The organism is Novosphingobium sp. RL4 (assembly GCF_035658495.1).
GTDB lineage: Bacteria > Pseudomonadota > Alphaproteobacteria > Sphingomonadales > Sphingomonadaceae > Novosphingobium.
This window is the reverse complement of the sequence record NZ_CP141945.1, coordinates 1,767,614-1,783,395: the sequence shown is the minus strand read 5'-3', so window position 1 is coordinate 1,783,395 and position 15,782 is coordinate 1,767,614. Positions and strand designations below refer to the sequence as shown.

Below are 15,782 nucleotides of genomic sequence, written 5' to 3'. Positions count from 1 at the left end.
TCTTCATTTCCCGAGATGTACATGCCTGAATATCGTCCTTTCCATGAACAATGAACGGACTTACGCCATAGTTGGCGGTACATCGGGGATCGGCTTTGCCGTTGCGGAAATGCTGGTCGGACGCGGCGACCGGGTGCTGATCGGCGGCCGATCGGCGGAACGACTGTCGGCGGCTCTATCGCGGCTGGGCGATCGTGCATCCGGCCGCCTTGTCGATACCACCGACCGCGCATCGATCAACGCCTTCTTCGCCGGATCCCCGGTGCTGGCCGGGCTGTTCACGCCCGCGGCCACGTACAGCACCGGCCCGTTCCAGGATGGCATGCACGATACGAGCGAGGCACTTTTCGCAGGAAAGTTCTGGGGCCAGTACTGGACGGTGTTCGAAGCCCTACCCCGGCTGCGCACCGATGCCGCGGTGGTCCTGAAGTCCGGTGCGGCCTCGGCCCGGCCGATCGGGGCTCCGGCCTATGCGGCCTGCAATTCCGCGCTGGAAGGGCTCGCGCGCGGGCTGGCCATCGAACTGTCGCCGATCCGGGTCAATTGCCTCTCCCCCGGCACCACCGACAGCGAACTCTGGCGCGAACGGCCCGCCGCCCAGCGCGAAACCGCTTATGCGCAGTGGCGGCAGCTCTGCCTCGTACGGCGCCCGGCCCATGTCGACGAGCAGGCCCAGGCCGCCCTGTTCCTGCTGGACAACGCGAACATGACCGGCAGCACGCTTTACTGCGATGGCGGCTATACGCTGCGCTGACCAAGCGGCGAAGCGCTCAGGACGCCCCCGGCGCAAGCCTGCCGCCGAGCGCCGACACGAATGCGGCATAGGGGCAAAGCTCCGTTCCGCAGGCCGGAAGCACGAGAGGCGTCAACGATACATCGCCGCGCAGCGCCCGCAGGGCGGCCGGGGGCTGCGTTCGGTAGGACACGCGCACGAACCGTTCGCCCGTCCGCCGGTCATGAAGCCGCTCGATCAGGATGGCCCCGCCGGGCGGCACGTCGTTCGTGGCATAGCCACTGGCCGACAGGTCCACATCCAGCGCAGCCGCCAGCGCGGTCACGTTGGTGTCGTGGCCCATCAGGACCTCGAAATCGGGGCCACGCTCCAGATTGTCCAGTATCCGCCGGCCCAGCGCGCTCGCCTGGTGGGAGGCCATGTAAGGCGGCCGGGTGAAGACGGTGAACAAGTCTGCATGGAGGCGGCCGAGCCGTTCCAGCCCCTTTTCGTCGATCCGCCCCCAGCCTACCTGATCGGCGGGCATTCCTTCGAGATACTGGAGCAGCAGCACTTGCGCGATGCCCGATGCACTGCGGATCTGGCCTGACAGCGCAATATCGTGGCCATCGCCGCCCGGTGCGACTGCCGGGGCGCCGGGAGGCAGGCAGTCGCCCCCGCAGCCCAGCACCGTGTCGAGCAAGGCGAGTTCCGCCCGGTCCCGCTTGACGAGCGCCGCCATCCCGCCCGTGGCACGCTCGATATCGGCCACCGCCGCCGAAGCGTCGAACGCGGTGGCACGCGCGCGAAGCGGCTCGAAGATCGGGTCCACCTCTCCCGCCGCGCGGTGCGCCACTTCAAGCCCGCACCCTTGCGCGAACCCGTGCGCATAGGCCTCGCCGCTGGCGATCGCGCGGGGCGAGGTGTTGGCCGTGATCGCGACCTTGCCGGGCTTCGGGCAACCCGCCCTATCCAGCAGGCCGCGCCTTGCCAGAAGCTGCCGGTCTGCCCGCGCCACGATTTCCAGCGCCCGTTCGCCATGAGGCGTAACCACGCTTTCCGCCACGCTCCATGCCGGCCACGGCGCCGCCGTGCGGGTGCCCGCAGGCACCTCGCCGTCCAGAGGCGCACGGATACCGTGCCGCATCACCATGACCGCCTTGTCCGGCACCAGTTCGCGCGCAGCCACCGACTGGCCCGGAAACACGGCGATGAGCGGAACCGTGCCGACCGCCAGCACGGTCAGCGCCAGCAGGTTGCGCCAGGTCGCCATGTCAGGGCTTCACGGTGCAGGAAGCGGCCACGCGAACCGGATTGCAGCGCGCCATGACGCCGCCGGGCAGAGTGACCGAGAAACCGAGGCCGAGCGGATCGGGGGCACCGGGGTAATAGTCCGTGCTGACGGCCTGCGCCCCGCTTTCCCCGGCGGCGTGGGCCTTGGCCAGATCGTGCGCCCTCGCCTCCACGGTGTTCGCGTCGCTGCGGGTGCGCACGATAACGCCCGATTTCACCCATTCGCGGATTCTTGCGCCGTCGGCCACCGGGTCCTGCACGATCTGGATCGCGCTTTCCGCCTCGCCATCGGGATACCAGCCGAACATGGCCCGGCCCCGCAGCGAGGGATGCCCGCGGCGATAGACCTCGGAAACGGCCGGACGCACATCGAGCAGGATGTAGATCCGCCCGCGCGCAGCCTCCAGGGTCGGCCAGCCCTTCGACTTCACGGCTTCGGCCAGACTGCCGGCCTTGCCGCGAACCTCGTCCGGCGCGATGAGCCGCTGGCCGGGAAGCGCCTTGCGGATTTCCCGGTCCAGATCATCGAGCAGCTTCGCATCGTCGAGCGGCAACGGAGCCGTCACGTCATGCGAATTCGGCGTGTCGGCGGCATTGATGGTGATCATGATCGGCAGATGGCCGGGATGGGCGCGCGACCATGCATCGACCTCGCCAAGGCAGCGGATCAGGGTGACGCATGTGGCACGGTAGTCCACATCGGGAATGTGCAGGACCTTGAAGCCCGGCTTAAGCATGGCTGCCCGGTCGAACCCGCTGGCGCCGCCTGCCGCCAGCAGCTTCTCTCCCTTGGGATCGGCATATCGCCCGCCTTCGGGGTCGGCGAAGATGTCGATCTCCAATTGACGCACGCCGGCGTCGAGCTGCTCCGCAAGCGGCAGGTGGTAGTAATCCAGCGCTCCGGCGAGACGCGCGTCCCGCTGGCGGATGCCTTCCATCACTTCCGCCGGAATGCGCGCCTTGAAGCTGTTGTGCGAACCCACGACCTGAATGTCGTTCATTCGCAGGTCGGCGGCTGCAGGCGCTTGGGAGGCGGGAGCCGCGCCGGAACCGGCGGCCGGTGGGGAAGCCATGGCTCCCCCGCCCAGACCCAGCCCGATGGCGGCCAGAACAATCGCGCCGCGCATCAGAATTCAGCCCGCGCGCCGAACAGGATCGTCGTGCCGTAATCGTTGATCTCGCCGAAGCGCAGCGGGCTGTCGTTGTAGGTGTACTGACGCGCGCCGGCGATGTTGATCGCCTCCAGGCTCAGCGTCACGTTGTCGGTCAGGCGATAGGCCACCGAACCGTCAAGCGATCCGAAGGCGGCGGTGTAGGTCGGGGCCTGCGTGGTGCTGCCCGTCCCGGAGAGATAACGGTCGCGCCAGACGTAGGAAAGCCGGGTCGAGATCGGCCCCTTTTCGTAGAAGCCCACCACGTTGAAGCTGTTCTTCGAAAGGCCGATCATCTCGTCCTTGATGGTGCGAGAGCCCGCCGTGTAGTCCGCCTGAACGGAAGTGCGGGTGTAGGAAGCCTGCAGGCCGAGCCCGTCGAAAGGCTGCGGCAGGAAGGTGAAGACCTGATGATAGGCCGCCTCGAAACCGTAGACCTTGGCATCGCCGCCGTTGACCTGCGTGCTGAGCTGCACGGTGCCGCGCCCCGGGATCTCGATGGGCACGTTCTGCTGGGTGATGTAGTCGTCCATCGACTTGTAGAACACCGCGCCGGTCAGCGAGCCCGACTTGTTGAAGTACCACTCCAGCGAGCCGTCGAACTGCGTGGCCAGGAACGGCACGAGATCGGGGTTGCCGCCGCTTGCCGTGGGAGCATCGGTAGAGACGGTGATGCGCGGCGCGCTGTCGGTCACGTTGGGACGGGTCAGGACACGGCTTGCGCTCAGGCGGCCGACGAGATTGCCGGACAGTTCGGCGCGCAAGTTGAAGCTGGGCAGGACGTTGTTGAAGGTCTTGGGGTAGCTGACCGGCGTGGTCACGCTGCCGGACCGCAAGTTGCCGCTCGCCACCTGATCGGTGTGCACGTAACGCGCGCCGATGTTGCCGGTGATCGGGATCGAACCCAGCGTGAAGGCGTAATCCGCACGGGCGTAAGCGCTCCAGATCTTTTCGGTGGTGCGGAACGATGCGGCGAGATCCGAAGCGGTAAGCGCCGAATTCTCGACATCCGAAGTGAAGAACGCGTCGAGATAGGCCTGCGTTACCGGCACCAGGAAGCTGCGCGGGATATTGCCGCCGAGACCTTCGAGATAGTTGTCGAAGGGCAGTTGCTCATAAGCGCCGGAACCGAGGCTGGAGAGCGGGGTGCCCGCTGCCGGATTCACCAGGAAGTCGCGGCGGGAATAGTCGCGCTTGCGGAACTGATATTCGCCGCCAACGGCCAGCTTCGAGATGAAGCCTTCGAAATCGTGCGCCACGTCGGCGCGCGTGTAGAAGTTCCAGTCCTTGCTGTTCTTGGGCGCGATGTTGAACTGGTAGAGCTGGTAGTTCGCCGGGTTGGTGGCATCGACCGTGGTGTTGAAGGTGGGCACGTTCTTGTAGCCGCCGGTCGCGTCATAAGTCAGCGGCGCGAAGAACATCGCACGGCTGCGCACGGTGCCGACATCGTAGCTCGGGTGATAGCTGTGCGCGAAGGACCAGTTCACATTGCCCGAAACGTGCCAGGCATCGTGGTTCCAGGTCTGGCGCAGGCCGACATTGATGAGATCGTGACGGTTGAGGCTGTACTCGCGCGAGGCCATGAAGCGCACGTCGTTGATCGTCGCCTTCACCACGGTATCGCCGTCCAGCACCACGCTGTCGGGGTCGATGGTCGGCCGGTGCCCGGCCACGCTGGTATCGTCCGGGAAGATGTCGAGGCCGAACTCGTCATAGGCCACGTCCAGACGGGTGGCGAGGACGTTGAGCGTCGTTTCCAGCTCCGGGTTGGGGCGCCACTGCATGGAAAGCATGCCGGAGATGCGCTCGCGCTTTTCCGTCTCCACGGTCGGGCGGGTGCGGGTCGGCAGGTAGTAGCCTTCGCCCAGTGCGGAAGCGAAGCGGTCCTTGTACCAGCCGAAGTTCATGAAGCGGTCGTTGCGGACGTCCTTGGCCCAGTACTGGCCGCCGACGAGCACGCCGAAGGTATCGTCCTTGTTGACCCAGCTCGTGATGAGGGTGGCGTTCGGCTTAACCTTGTCGGTCTGGGTGGTGTAGGTGCCGCGCAGGTTGAGCGTGGTCTTGGTGCCGACGTCGAACGGCTCGAAGGTCTTGACGTTGATGTTGCCGCCCAGCGCGCCCTCGGTCATGTCGGGGGTCGGCGTCTTGACGACGTCGATGCTGGAGGTGAACTCGGCCGGGAGCATCTCGAAGCGGAACTGGCGACCGGCGGCGCCGCCGTTCTCGATCACTTCGTTTACCGCCACCGGGCTGCCGTTCAGCAGCGTGTTCTGGAACTGCGGGCCAAGGCCGCGAACGCTGACATACATGCCCTCGCCGCGCGGGCGGGTGATGGCCACGCCCGTCACCAGCTGAAGCGCTTCGGCCACGTTCTGGGTGGGGAACTTGCCGATATCGGTCGAATTGATCGAGTCGACGCCGTAAGCGGCATTGCGCTTGGCTTCGGTCGCCGCGCTCAGGCTGCGCGCATAGCTGCCGGTAACGACGATATCCTCACCGTTCACGCCGTCCGGTCCCGTCTCGGCAGAAGCGTCGGAAGGCGCCGGAGCCGGCGTTGGCGCGGCCTGGGGCGCGGATTGGGCCATTGCAGAAACGCTCGCGCAGGCGAGCAGAAGGGTCGACGCTGACGATGCCAGCGCACGCTTGTTGAAACGCATTGAGGTGCTCCCCGGATACAAACGATTGTGTTCGGTGCGCCCTAGGAAGCGCAGATGACGATTCCGGGTCGTGGCGATGACGGTTCGGTGAATATTGAAAATATTGCGAAATATTTCCCCGGAATTGCAGGAAGGCGGATCCTGCGCATGACCCTTGCCGGAAACCCCCGCCGGGAATCAGGCAGCGCAAAAATGCTTGGCAATGTCTGCGTGATTTATATATACGACGTGTACATTTAGAGCGCGATCCGGGCGAGGGCTCTGCCCCGGAAAAACGGCGCCGCAGTGGAGAAGGATAGGAAATCATGCGCACTCAGCTGTTTATCGCACTGCTTGCCGCCACCGCCGCGTCTGGCGCGAATGCACAGGCCCCGGCGGCGGCGACCATCGCCACGGCAAAGGCCGCAACTCCGCGATACACGACACAAGACACCGATATCGGAACCCTTCTCGACGATCCCGAAGCCAGGACCGTTCTTGAGAAGTACCTTCCCGAAATCGTCAAGAGCGACCAGATCGCCATGGCGCGCGGCATGACATTGCGCGCCATCCAGCAGTATTCGGCAGACCAGATCACCGACGCCAAACTGGCGGCGATCGACGCCGATCTCGCGAAGCTACCTCCGAAAAAGTGATGGGCTGACAAGGCTTCCGGCCATTTTGTCCACGCCGCCCAGGTCGGCGTGCCGCGCTTGCGCGCCGGCTCCCGCGCGCGCCGCTTTCCCAAACCGTGCATTCCGCAAGAAAGGTCAGGACCAACGACCATGGACGCTCCGCTCTATCCGCCCGCACAGCAGTTCACGCCGCCGCGCCGGCTCCCGCGTTTGCTCGGCACGAAAGACACCGCCATCGCCGATCTGAAGGCGATCCCGGAAGCCTGGGCCATCATCCTGGCGGAAATCCCCAACGTCGAGGCGCGCATCGGCAACGACATGATAAAGCCGCACCTCGGCAACTTCTCGTTCCGGTCGCTCGTGCAGTTCGGGGTGGTCAAACCCGACATGCTCGACCGTGTAGATGTTAAGCTCAAGACATTGGGGGAGCGGTGATGGAACGCGGCTTCCTTACCACCGGCAGGCGCAACGTGCTGGCCATAGCCGCCGCAACCGCCGTAAGCGGCGCGGCCTTCGCAGCCCCTGCGGCAAGTGCGCGCAGCCCGGCACCCGCAAACCATGGCGGGCGCCGCCAGCCTTTCGACGACGACTGGCGCTTCCGGCTGGGTGAGATGGACGGCGCCCAAAGCAAGGCGTTCGACGATACCGACTGGCGCCGGGTGGACCTGCCCCACGACTGGAGCGTGGAGGACCTGCCGGGACAACTTCCCGGCACCGTGATCGGCCCGTTCGACAAACGCTCGATCGGCAAGACCGCAACCGGCTTCACCAATGGCGGCGAAGGCTGGTACCGCAAGCACTTCCGCGCCGATGCCTACCCGGCCGGCGCAAGCGTCGAGATTGTCTTCGACGGGGCCTATCTGGAAACGGACGTCTGGCTGAACGGCAGGCAAGTTGGCGGCAGCGTGGCGGGATATGCCCCGTTCGCGCTTGACCTCACGCCCTTCCTGGACCGCACCGGCGATAACGTGGTGGCCGTGCGGGTACGAAACCTCGGCCGGAACAGCCGCTGGTACTCAGGTTCGGGCCTTTACCGCTCGGTGGAGTTCGACATTGTCCCGTCCGCCTCGCGGCTCGTCCGCTGGGGTGTGGCGGCCTGGACGAGCAAGCTCGAAAACGGCCGTGCGGTGGTGGATGTGTCGAGCGAAGTCGTCGCTCCGGAAAGCGGCGATATCCTCCGCACCCGGCTCGTCGAACCGGATGGCCGCGTCGTCGCCGAAGCCAGCGCTCCTGCTGCGGCAGCGATGCGGCAGACCCTGGAGGTTCGCGGCCCTCGCCTCTGGTCGGCGGCCAGCCCCGAACTCTATTCGCTGGAAACCGAACTCGTCCGGAACGGTTCCGTGCTGGACCGCATCGTCCAGCCTTACGGCATCCGCATCATAGCCTTCGACGCGCGGACCGGCATGACCGTCAACGGCCAACAGGTGAAGCTCAAGGGCGGCTGCCTCCACCATGACAACGGCCTGCTCGGCGCCTGTGCCTTTCCCGATGCCGACGAACGCCGGCTGCGGCTGCTCAAGGCGCGCGGCTTCAACGCCATCCGATCCTCGCACAACCCCGCGTCCCGCAGCCTGAGGGAGGCGTGCGACCGGCTCGGCATGTACCTGATCGAGGAAGCGTTCGATGCCTGGCACGTCGCCAAGGAGCCGCAGGACTTCGCGCAGCAGTTCCCGGCACACTGGTCGGAAGTCATCGATGCGATGGTCCGCACGGCCCGGAACAACCCGTCCGTCATCATGTGGAGCATCGGCAACGAGATCCCGTTCCGGTCAACGGAAGAAGGGGTGGAGTGGCAATGGAAACTGGCCAATGCCGTCAGGCGGCTCGATCCGACAAGGCCGGTCACGGCCGGACTGAACGGGGTTCTTGGCGCTGAACTGATCGCCGCCCCCGAAACCGCGCGCGCGGGCAGAGGCGGCAAGACCGACAATGCATCGACCGTGTTTCTCGACGTGCCCGGCTACAACTACCGCCTCGAAGATATCGAGGCCGAGGAGGGCGTGCACCCGGAACGCGTGGTCTATGCTTCCGAGACCTTCGCTCGCGATGTCTACGACTATCAGGCCTTGCAGGAGAAGGCGCCCTACTTCCTTGGCGAATTCCTGTGGACCGCGATGGATTATCTCGGAGAAGCCGGGATCGGCGCCAACGCGAGGCTGAAGAACGGCAACTATCCGATCTACCTCCCCTCCTTCCCCTGGGTGAACGCCTGGTGCGGCGACATCGACCTGATCGGCCAGCAGAAGGCGTCCTCTCTGGCGCGCGATGTGGTGTGGGGCATCAGCGATCTGGAAATGGCGGTGCAGCGCCCTGGCCCTGACGGGACATTCGAATATGTCTCCGGCTGGGGCTGGTCCGACGAATTGGCGAGCTGGACCTGGCCCGGCGCCGAGGGGCGCCCGCTCGGTGTGCGGGTTCACGCCGCCGGAGACAGGGTCGAATTGCGACTGGACGGAAAGCTGGCCGCCTCCCGGGAACTCGGTCCGACCGACCGGCGGCGGGCCGAGTTCGAGGTGCCCTATGCCCCCGGAAAGCTGGAAGCGATCGCATATCGCAACGGCAAGCCGATTGCGCGCAAGGTGCTGGAAACGGTGGGCCCTGCCGCGCGCGTTCGCGTTGTGCCGGAACGCCGCGAAGCCGGAGCCGCCCGAAATGCCCTCAGCTACTTGCGGGTGGACATCACCGACGCGCAGGGCCGTGTCCTGCCCGACGACCGCCGACGCATCGATCTTTTGATCGAGGGACCGGCAACCCTGGCCGCTTTCGGCAGTGCCAATCCGCAGGCAACCGGCTCCTTCCAGTCGTCAAGCGCGGAGTGCTACCGCGGGCAGGCGCTGCTCATCCTGCGAGGGAGCGGCAAGCCGGGCCGGGTGCGCATAAAGGCGAAATGCGAAGGACTGGCGGAGGGTGGAATTGCCTTCGACTTATCCTGAAATCCAAGCCGAAACACGTTCGCCTTTGCCAGTTCGCGATGCGCGAACTGGCAAAATGCCGGTTTTCCGGGAGATTTATGGGGCAATTCCCTCCGTAACGTAATCCTGCTTGCCGGCCAGTCGCGAACTGACATCCGGACATGGCCATGTCCGCCTCGGACCCGAAGATGGAGAAACCCATGAACACCCGGATGCCCAGCCGCTCGGCTTATGCCCTTCCCTTTGCTCTGGCGGCGCATATCGTCGCCTTTGCCCTCGTTCTTTCCTGAGGCACCGATGTTCAAGTCCTTCATCAGCGGCGAACAGGCCCTGAATTTCTGGCTGGCGGCTTTCGTGGTGACCGGCATAGTCGCCGGCATCGCGTCAGGCTTCTTCAAGGCACGCAAGATCCAGCCCAGAGGCTTCAAGTGGAAGATCTTCCGCAACGAGGCGCTGATTGCCGTCGTCACCCTGGCCATATCCGGCAAGATCATCGGCGTGGCGACCGGCTGGGCCAAGACCCACGGATGGATCACGTTCGATCCGACACCGGCGGCATGGTGGACCATCGCGCTGGAATATGTGCTCTACTTCTTCCTGTTCGACACCTATTTCTACTGGCTCCATCGCTGGATGCACAAGGAACCGGTCTATAGCTGGGTCCACAAGCTCCATCACAAATCGACTTCGCCGAACCTGCTGACAACGCTTTCGGTCAACCCGCTGGAATCGATCATCAATGGCGGGTTCGTCCCGCTGTTTCTGGCCGCCTTCACTGTCCATGACGCGACAATGGCGCTGATCCTGCCAACGAACATCATCATGGGGCTCTACGTCCACTCCGGCTACGAGTTCCTCCCCCGCTGGTGGAACCGGACCTGGGCCACGAAGTGGTTCATCTCGGCAACATTCCACGATCAGCACCACCGCTATTTCACGGGCAATTTCGGTGGCTACACAACGATATGGGACCGTCTGTGCGGCACCATGCGCAAGAAGTACGAGAGCGATTTCGAAGCCATCAAGGACCGCACCGCCGCCGCGCGCGCGGCCCGAGGCGAAAGCGCCGGACGGGCGGGTCCCGTGACGGCGGAACTGGCGGACTGATCACCAAGCGGCAGGCGCAGGGGACGCCGTTTTCGATGTCTCGAGCGACGGCGTTTCCCATGCCTCGCTGCCGGCACATTCGAAGTCATGACGCCGGGGCTGAGAGAAGGATCCCAGCGCGATTGCCGGGCACATCGCCCTCTGCGCCAGTTCAGGCTGGAGGGCGAATCGTAAATCATCGGCCACCTCCGGATCGACTTAAGAAAAATTCAATATAATTTCTTCGCCCTCATTATTAAAAAATCTCGCCATAACATGGATATAGGCCGAAACAGCGGCCCCTAATCGGTTCAGTACCTCCGGGAATTTTCTTTTCTGTCATAAGAATTTCTCAATTCCATGCCGGGTTGACCGCATCCACATTCTCTACCAATTTGGTTGAGTTGATCTTCCTTGGGGGCGAGGCAGGTTATCGAGGAGCCCGGGCACAGCCGCGGGCGAAATCTTCAGCGCTGAGGATGTGAAGGCGATGAACCTGCCCACCCCCCAATTGGCGATTCCCCCCGTTGCACACGATCCGGCATTCCCCGGCGCCGAGCGGCAGGTCGAATTCGTCGGCCCGCCCGGCGTGGGAAAGTCCGCGATCTACCATGCCGCACGCGCGCGTCTTGGGCGGCAGGCCATCTATCGCACAGTGCAGGAAGGCAGGCTGCTGGCCGCCACGGCAAGCCTGGATCAGGTCAGCCCGATCCGGCGCATCTCCTACCTTTCCGCGTTCCAGTTGCCACGCGTGGGGGATGTTTTTGCAAGGCGGCTGGCAGCGATCTCTTCGGAGGACTCGTTCCGCCAGATGCTGCATATCCACGGGGCCTTCCTGGAGTGTTGCATCGAGATGGCGCGAACCGGCTTCGGCGATGCCTTTGCCCGGTTCGCCAGACTGCCGATCATGCTGGAGCAGCTGCGCGACCTCCATCTCTGGAACCGCCTGCCCGCCGACGTGCAGATCCTCCAACAGGATGCGCTCGTCCAGAAAGGCTGGGCCAGCCCGCCGTCATTGCGGGAGGCCTACTTTTCCTCCGTACCGAAGCCCGGTGCGGTCGTGCTCGTGGCGGCGCGCCCCGGCGTCATAGTCGAACGTCTGCGCAACAGGGGGCGCAGGATCAGCGCCCATGCTGGTCTCGACGACAACGAGCTTCATACCGCCACGGTTGACGCCGCCGAAGCCTTCGCTCTCGCCGCCGAGCATTTGCGGCGGCGCGGCGTTCCCGTCCTCGAGGTGAACGGCGAGGATCAGTTATCCGACGCCGCCGAACAGGTCGCACAATTCTTGCGGATCAGAATTCCTCAGCAGGAGATCGGTTGATGGATTTTCAGACACTGAGCAGCGCATATACCGGTGCCACCGCCACAGGATACGATGCCCGCCGGGCACCCACAGCCAAATGGGTAAGCGAGGATAGCGCCGTCCGCGAGCTTTTGCGCGCCGTCCGGAGCGGAGCCACTGTTACCGACATGCCGGTGGGGACCGGGCGCTTTCTCAAGCTCTATCACGAACGCGGCTTCAAGGTGGTCGGGCGCGACATTTCGCCGGACATGCTGAGAGCGGCACGCGTCAAGCTGGACGATGCGGACGGACTGGACTGCACGCTCGAGCTTGCCGACATTCGCGCCATCCCGGATGCGGACGGCACTTACGACTGCGCCCTGAGCATCCGTTTCCTCAACTGGATGGACGCGCGCGGGCTTGAGGAAGTTCTGCGGGAACTCCGGCGGGTTTCGAAACGCCACCTGATCGTGGGCATCCGCCATCAGGTTCCCATCGGTGAGTTGCTGTTGCACGGCCCGAACGGCTTTCGCCGGCTGATCGTGGGCAGACTGCTCGGCCTGCGGCGGTTTGCACGGCGCCTGCTCCGGCACCCCCGCGCCAATGATCCGCATACGATCCAGCACAGGAAGGATGTCGTCCTGGGAACGTTCGATGCGTTGAAGCTCGGCATCGATGCGATGATACTCGTCGAGCATGGCCGCGACGGGACGGACTACTGCTTCTATCGCCTGACCAAAGATACCTCATGAGCCGTTTCGGGCACCATCGACCGGCCCGCCTTTTCGCTGTTCGCTTGCGCAGCCAGTCGCTTTTGCGTCAAAGACGAGGCGATGGCCGATACCGACAAACCGAATCGTAAGAAAAGCGACGCTGTATCGCATAAAATCGAGCCACTGGCGTCATCGAGGTCTAAGCATGCCCGCGCCTTGCGATCCGCGCGCGCCTTGCAGGAGGCCATGCTCGCGCTCCTGCAGCGAAAGCCGTTCGATCAGATCACCGTCCGTGACATTTGCGCCGAAGCGCAAGTTCACTACGCCACATTCTTCCGCCACCATCAGACCAAGGAAGGCCTGCTCGACGCCATCGCCAAGGACGAGATCGCGCACCTCAACCAGTTGACCTTGTCCATCCGCGACGCGGAAGACTACGAGGCGGGTTTCCGGGCGCTTTGCTCATATGTCGATGAGCACCGTTCGCTCTGGTCGATCCTCCTCAACGGCGGTGCGGGCAGCGCCATGCGCGAGGAATGGCTACGCGTATCAAGGATCGTCGCGCAGAACGAAACGCCGCTTAATGCGTGGCTGCCGCCGGATCTGGGCACCATATGCGCAGCCTCCCTGATTGCCGAAACGCTGGCATGGTGGGTCGGCCAGCCGGAGGGGACCTATAGTGTGCCGGAAGTGGCCAGGATCCTGTTCCGGCTGCTTTCCACCTCGATCATGGCTCCCGACTGACGCCGTTTCGAAGCGGCATCGCCAAACCTCCCCGAAGTCCCGCAGGTCGGGACTTCGGGAGCAGATATCCTCAGCGGGAACCGAACGCCACGCGGAACGTCACGCCGAATTCGCGCGGCGCGGTAACGGTCACGCCCGTGTAGCGGCTGTTGTAGACGGTGGATCCGATGCCCGTAACGCTGAAGGCCGGCGGCGCCAGATAGACGTCGGTCACAGCCGTGAACTGGGCCAGGTCATCCTGGGTCAGCAGCTTGTTCGTATCGAACAGGTTCTTGGCATAGACGGTGACTTCCCAGCCTCCATCGGCCGCGCGCAAACCGCCATAGAGGTTGAACAGGCCATATGCCCCGACATCGTCGAAGCGGTTGTTGGGATCGGTCTTCGACTTGCCTCGCCAGCTCAGCAGCCCGCGCACATAGGCGTCCATGTCATGTCCGACCGGCTGGTTGTACTCCGCGCGCAGAACGCCGGTCCACTGCGGCTGGAATGTCGCGCTTTGTCCGCCGCCCGGACACACCGCCACGCGCTCGGCGCCGTAAGCCTGCTGCATCTGCGCGAGCGTCGGGGTCACGCTGTCGGGAAGTCCGTCCGAACCGACGGCACCCGTCTGGTTGTTCAGCGCGTCGGTACAGGCCAGCAGCGCATTGCCTATCGTGCTCCGGGCATAATTGACGGTAGCGCCGACACTGAACTGCGAGGTTGGAGTGAAAGCGAGCTCCGCCTCCACCCCGTTCACCTTCACCGGCACCGCGCTCACGAAGTTGAAGTTGCCGATAGTGGGCGCACCGGCCGAATTGATGTTGATATAAGCAATGCCTGCCCCGCCCGAACGGTAGGGGTAGTTCTTGTATTTCTGGTGATAGGCCGTGAGGTTGAATGTCAGCTTGTGATCGAACCAGTCCGATTTCACGCCGATCTCATAGGACTTCGAGCTTTCCGGCGGCAGCGCGACATGGGCGACTTCGTTCGGCGTGTAATCGGCATGCGTGAAATTGCCGATCGCGACGACAGGCGGACGCCAGGAACTGCCGGTCGCCGCATAGACCATGAGCCCCGGCGTGAAGCGGTGCTTGATGCTCGCGCTGTAGATCGTGGTGTTCTCCTTCACGTCCGACTGCGTGCCGTTCTGGCGCGTACACGATCCGGCCTCGTACAACTGCGGGGTGCAGCCGATAAACAGGCCATCGCGGAAGTCCGTGAAGTGGATTCGGCGCAGGCCTCCGGACAGTTCGGTCGCATCGCCCAGATGAAGCGTCACGTTCCCGAAGAACGATTCCTCCTTCGGCATGCCTTTGGGAAGATAGATCGGCGTGTCCGTCACGCTGGGCGGCGCAATCGGAATGCCGGGGCCTGCCAGCCGCAACTGCGTGATGCTGCTCTCGTTCAGGATCGTGCGGGACGGAACCGCATATTGGAAATAGCCCACGACATAGTCGAACAGGCCCCCGATCCGGTCGAGGTTCTGCAGGCGAACCTCGTGGCTGGACGTCGTGCCGCGCGTGTCGGCCTCCTGCCCGATCGCAAGGTCGGGGAAGAAATTGGCGAGGTCGCGCACCCCGAAGCTGCGGTAATGCTGCGCCGTGCGCGATCCTACGTAGACCAGGCGCTGGCCGAGAATGTCGGCCTCGGCGTTCCAGTTGTAGAACCGGAATTTCTGCGAAACAGTGCTCGGCCGGGATTGAACCGAAAGATAATCGCCTATCCCGATGTCGCCGTAGTCCGGTGCGCCGGCCGATGGGGTGTAATCGGGATTGAACGCCGCTACCGAACGCACCTGGTCGAAACGCAAGGCATCGTTCTGCATTCCCTCATAGAGAAAGCCGAAGCGTAGCCATTGGGTCGGCTCGAAGCGAACGGTCGCGCGGATCGCATTGGTTTCGCTGCGCGGCTTCACATCGCTGTTGATGCTGCTGACGCGGTTCAGCCGGTCGAACTTGTGCAGTCCGGCCACGCGAACGCCCAGCATGTCGCCTATCACCGGAATGTTCAGGGCACCGTTGATGTTGGCCGCCGATCCCGATCCGAATGTACCGGAAACATAACCGCCCGGCTCGACGAGATCCGGCAGCCTGGTGGTTGCCGTGATGGAACCCGAAGGCGTAGACCGGCCGCGCAGAGTACCTTGCGGCCCCCGCAGGACCTCGATCTGGCCGACATCGTACATCGTCTGGAAAACGAAACTCGACGGGACCGGGGCATCGTTGCGATAGTACTGGATGGTGCCGTTTTCGGCACTGACATTCACGTCGTGATTGACGCCTCGGATCGATGACGACGTGCCGATGCCATTGGCATTGGGCGTCAGTTGAAGGCCGGGGACGACTGAGCCGATATCCGTGAAACTGCGAATGTTCAGCTTGTCTATCGTGTCGGCCGTCACGGCGTTCACGACAAGCGGCACGTCCTGCAGGCTCTCGTCGCGACGGCGGGCCTGGACGATGATCTCATTGGTCAGCGACAGCGCTGCATTCGCCTCGCCCGTTGCCGCCGGTTCGGTCTGTTGCCGGGCAAGTGCCGGCGTTGACATTGCAAGCAGGCTGGCGCCCGCGAGCGTGAGAGCCCGTTCCCTACGCATCGAATCCCCTTCCCTTCTGTTTTTTATATTACGCATTTCG

14 protein-coding genes are annotated in these 15,782 nt (G+C 64.1%); 10 read left to right on the top strand and 4 right to left on the bottom strand.

The features are described from left to right. Nucleotides 1-43: 43 nt before the first annotated feature. Nucleotides 44-754 (top strand): SDR family oxidoreductase, encoded by a 711-nt coding sequence (locus U9J33_RS24675; RefSeq protein ID WP_324699529.1) that lies wholly within the window; start codon nt 44-46, stop codon nt 752-754. A 16-nt stretch (nt 755-770) separates the two neighbouring features. On the opposite strand, the gene U9J33_RS24670 is transcribed toward U9J33_RS24675, so the two are convergent. The 3 genes from U9J33_RS24670 to U9J33_RS24660 are packed head-to-tail and all read right to left on the bottom strand — an operon-like array spanning nt 771 to nt 5,813. Beyond that, nucleotides 771-1,985, bottom strand: a complete 1,215-nt coding sequence (locus U9J33_RS24670) for a histidine-type phosphatase (RefSeq protein WP_132468884.1) — start codon at nt 1,983-1,985, stop codon at nt 771-773. A 1-nt stretch (nt 1,986) separates the two neighbouring features. Then, nucleotides 1,987-3,132, bottom strand: a complete 1,146-nt coding sequence (locus U9J33_RS24665) for a Ca2+-dependent phosphoinositide-specific phospholipase C (RefSeq protein WP_231636224.1) — start codon at nt 3,130-3,132, stop codon at nt 1,987-1,989. Then, nucleotides 3,132-5,813 (bottom strand): TonB-dependent receptor, encoded by a 2,682-nt coding sequence (locus tag U9J33_RS24660; protein WP_243692616.1) that lies wholly within the window; start codon nt 5,811-5,813, stop codon nt 3,132-3,134. Before U9J33_RS24660 ends, U9J33_RS24665 begins: the two co-directional genes overlap by 1 nt. A gap of 54 nt (nt 5,814-5,867) precedes the next feature. Between U9J33_RS24660 and U9J33_RS24655 the strand changes: the two genes are divergently transcribed. From U9J33_RS24655 to U9J33_RS24615, 9 genes are all read left to right on the top strand, one after another. Next, on the top strand, nt 5,868-6,053 hold the full coding sequence (locus tag U9J33_RS24655) for a hypothetical protein (protein WP_132468885.1): 186 nt from the start codon (nt 5,868-5,870) through the stop codon (nt 6,051-6,053). Between the two features lie 65 nt (nt 6,054-6,118). Then, entirely contained in the window at nt 6,119-6,448 is a 330-nt protein-coding gene (locus U9J33_RS24650; RefSeq protein ID WP_324699527.1) for a hypothetical protein, read from the top strand. 129 nt (nt 6,449-6,577) lie between these two features. Further along, a complete protein-coding gene (locus U9J33_RS24645; protein WP_054441819.1) occupies nt 6,578-6,862 on the top strand; it encodes a hypothetical protein in 285 nt (94 codons plus the stop codon). Further along, nucleotides 6,862-9,360: a glycoside hydrolase family 2 TIM barrel-domain containing protein gene (locus U9J33_RS24640; protein WP_324699525.1), complete on the top strand. Its 2,499-nt coding sequence runs from the start codon at nt 6,862-6,864 to the stop codon at nt 9,358-9,360. Before U9J33_RS24645 ends, U9J33_RS24640 begins: the two co-directional genes overlap by 1 nt. A gap of 140 nt (nt 9,361-9,500) precedes the next feature. Beyond that, nucleotides 9,501-9,629 (top strand): hypothetical protein, encoded by a 129-nt coding sequence (locus tag U9J33_RS24635; RefSeq protein ID WP_324699524.1) that lies wholly within the window; start codon nt 9,501-9,503, stop codon nt 9,627-9,629. Nucleotides 9,630-9,636: 7 nt separating this feature from the next. Beyond that, entirely contained in the window at nt 9,637-10,446 is an 810-nt protein-coding gene (locus U9J33_RS24630; protein ID WP_324699523.1) for a sterol desaturase family protein, read from the top strand. Nucleotides 10,447-10,915: 469 nt separating this feature from the next. Continuing rightward, complete coding sequence (locus U9J33_RS24625) at nt 10,916-11,749, top strand: hypothetical protein (protein WP_132468887.1); 834 nt, start codon at nt 10,916-10,918, stop codon at nt 11,747-11,749. Next, nucleotides 11,749-12,462: a class I SAM-dependent methyltransferase gene (locus U9J33_RS24620; RefSeq protein WP_324699522.1), complete on the top strand. Its 714-nt coding sequence runs from the start codon at nt 11,749-11,751 to the stop codon at nt 12,460-12,462. Before U9J33_RS24625 ends, U9J33_RS24620 begins: the two co-directional genes overlap by 1 nt. Nucleotides 12,463-12,543: 81 nt before the next feature. Next, nucleotides 12,544-13,167 carry a TetR/AcrR family transcriptional regulator gene (locus tag U9J33_RS24615; RefSeq protein ID WP_082370587.1) on the top strand — a complete coding sequence of 208 codons (624 nt, stop codon included), beginning with the start codon at nt 12,544-12,546 and terminating at the stop codon, nt 13,165-13,167. A gap of 70 nt (nt 13,168-13,237) precedes the next feature. Here U9J33_RS24615 and U9J33_RS24610 read toward each other — a convergent pair whose 3' ends face one another. Next, the gene (locus U9J33_RS24610) at nt 13,238-15,742 is read right to left on the bottom strand and encodes a TonB-dependent receptor (RefSeq protein ID WP_324699521.1); all 2,505 of its coding nucleotides are present in this window, start codon (nt 15,740-15,742) and stop codon (nt 13,238-13,240) included. Between the last annotated feature and the right edge of the window lie 40 nt (nt 15,743-15,782).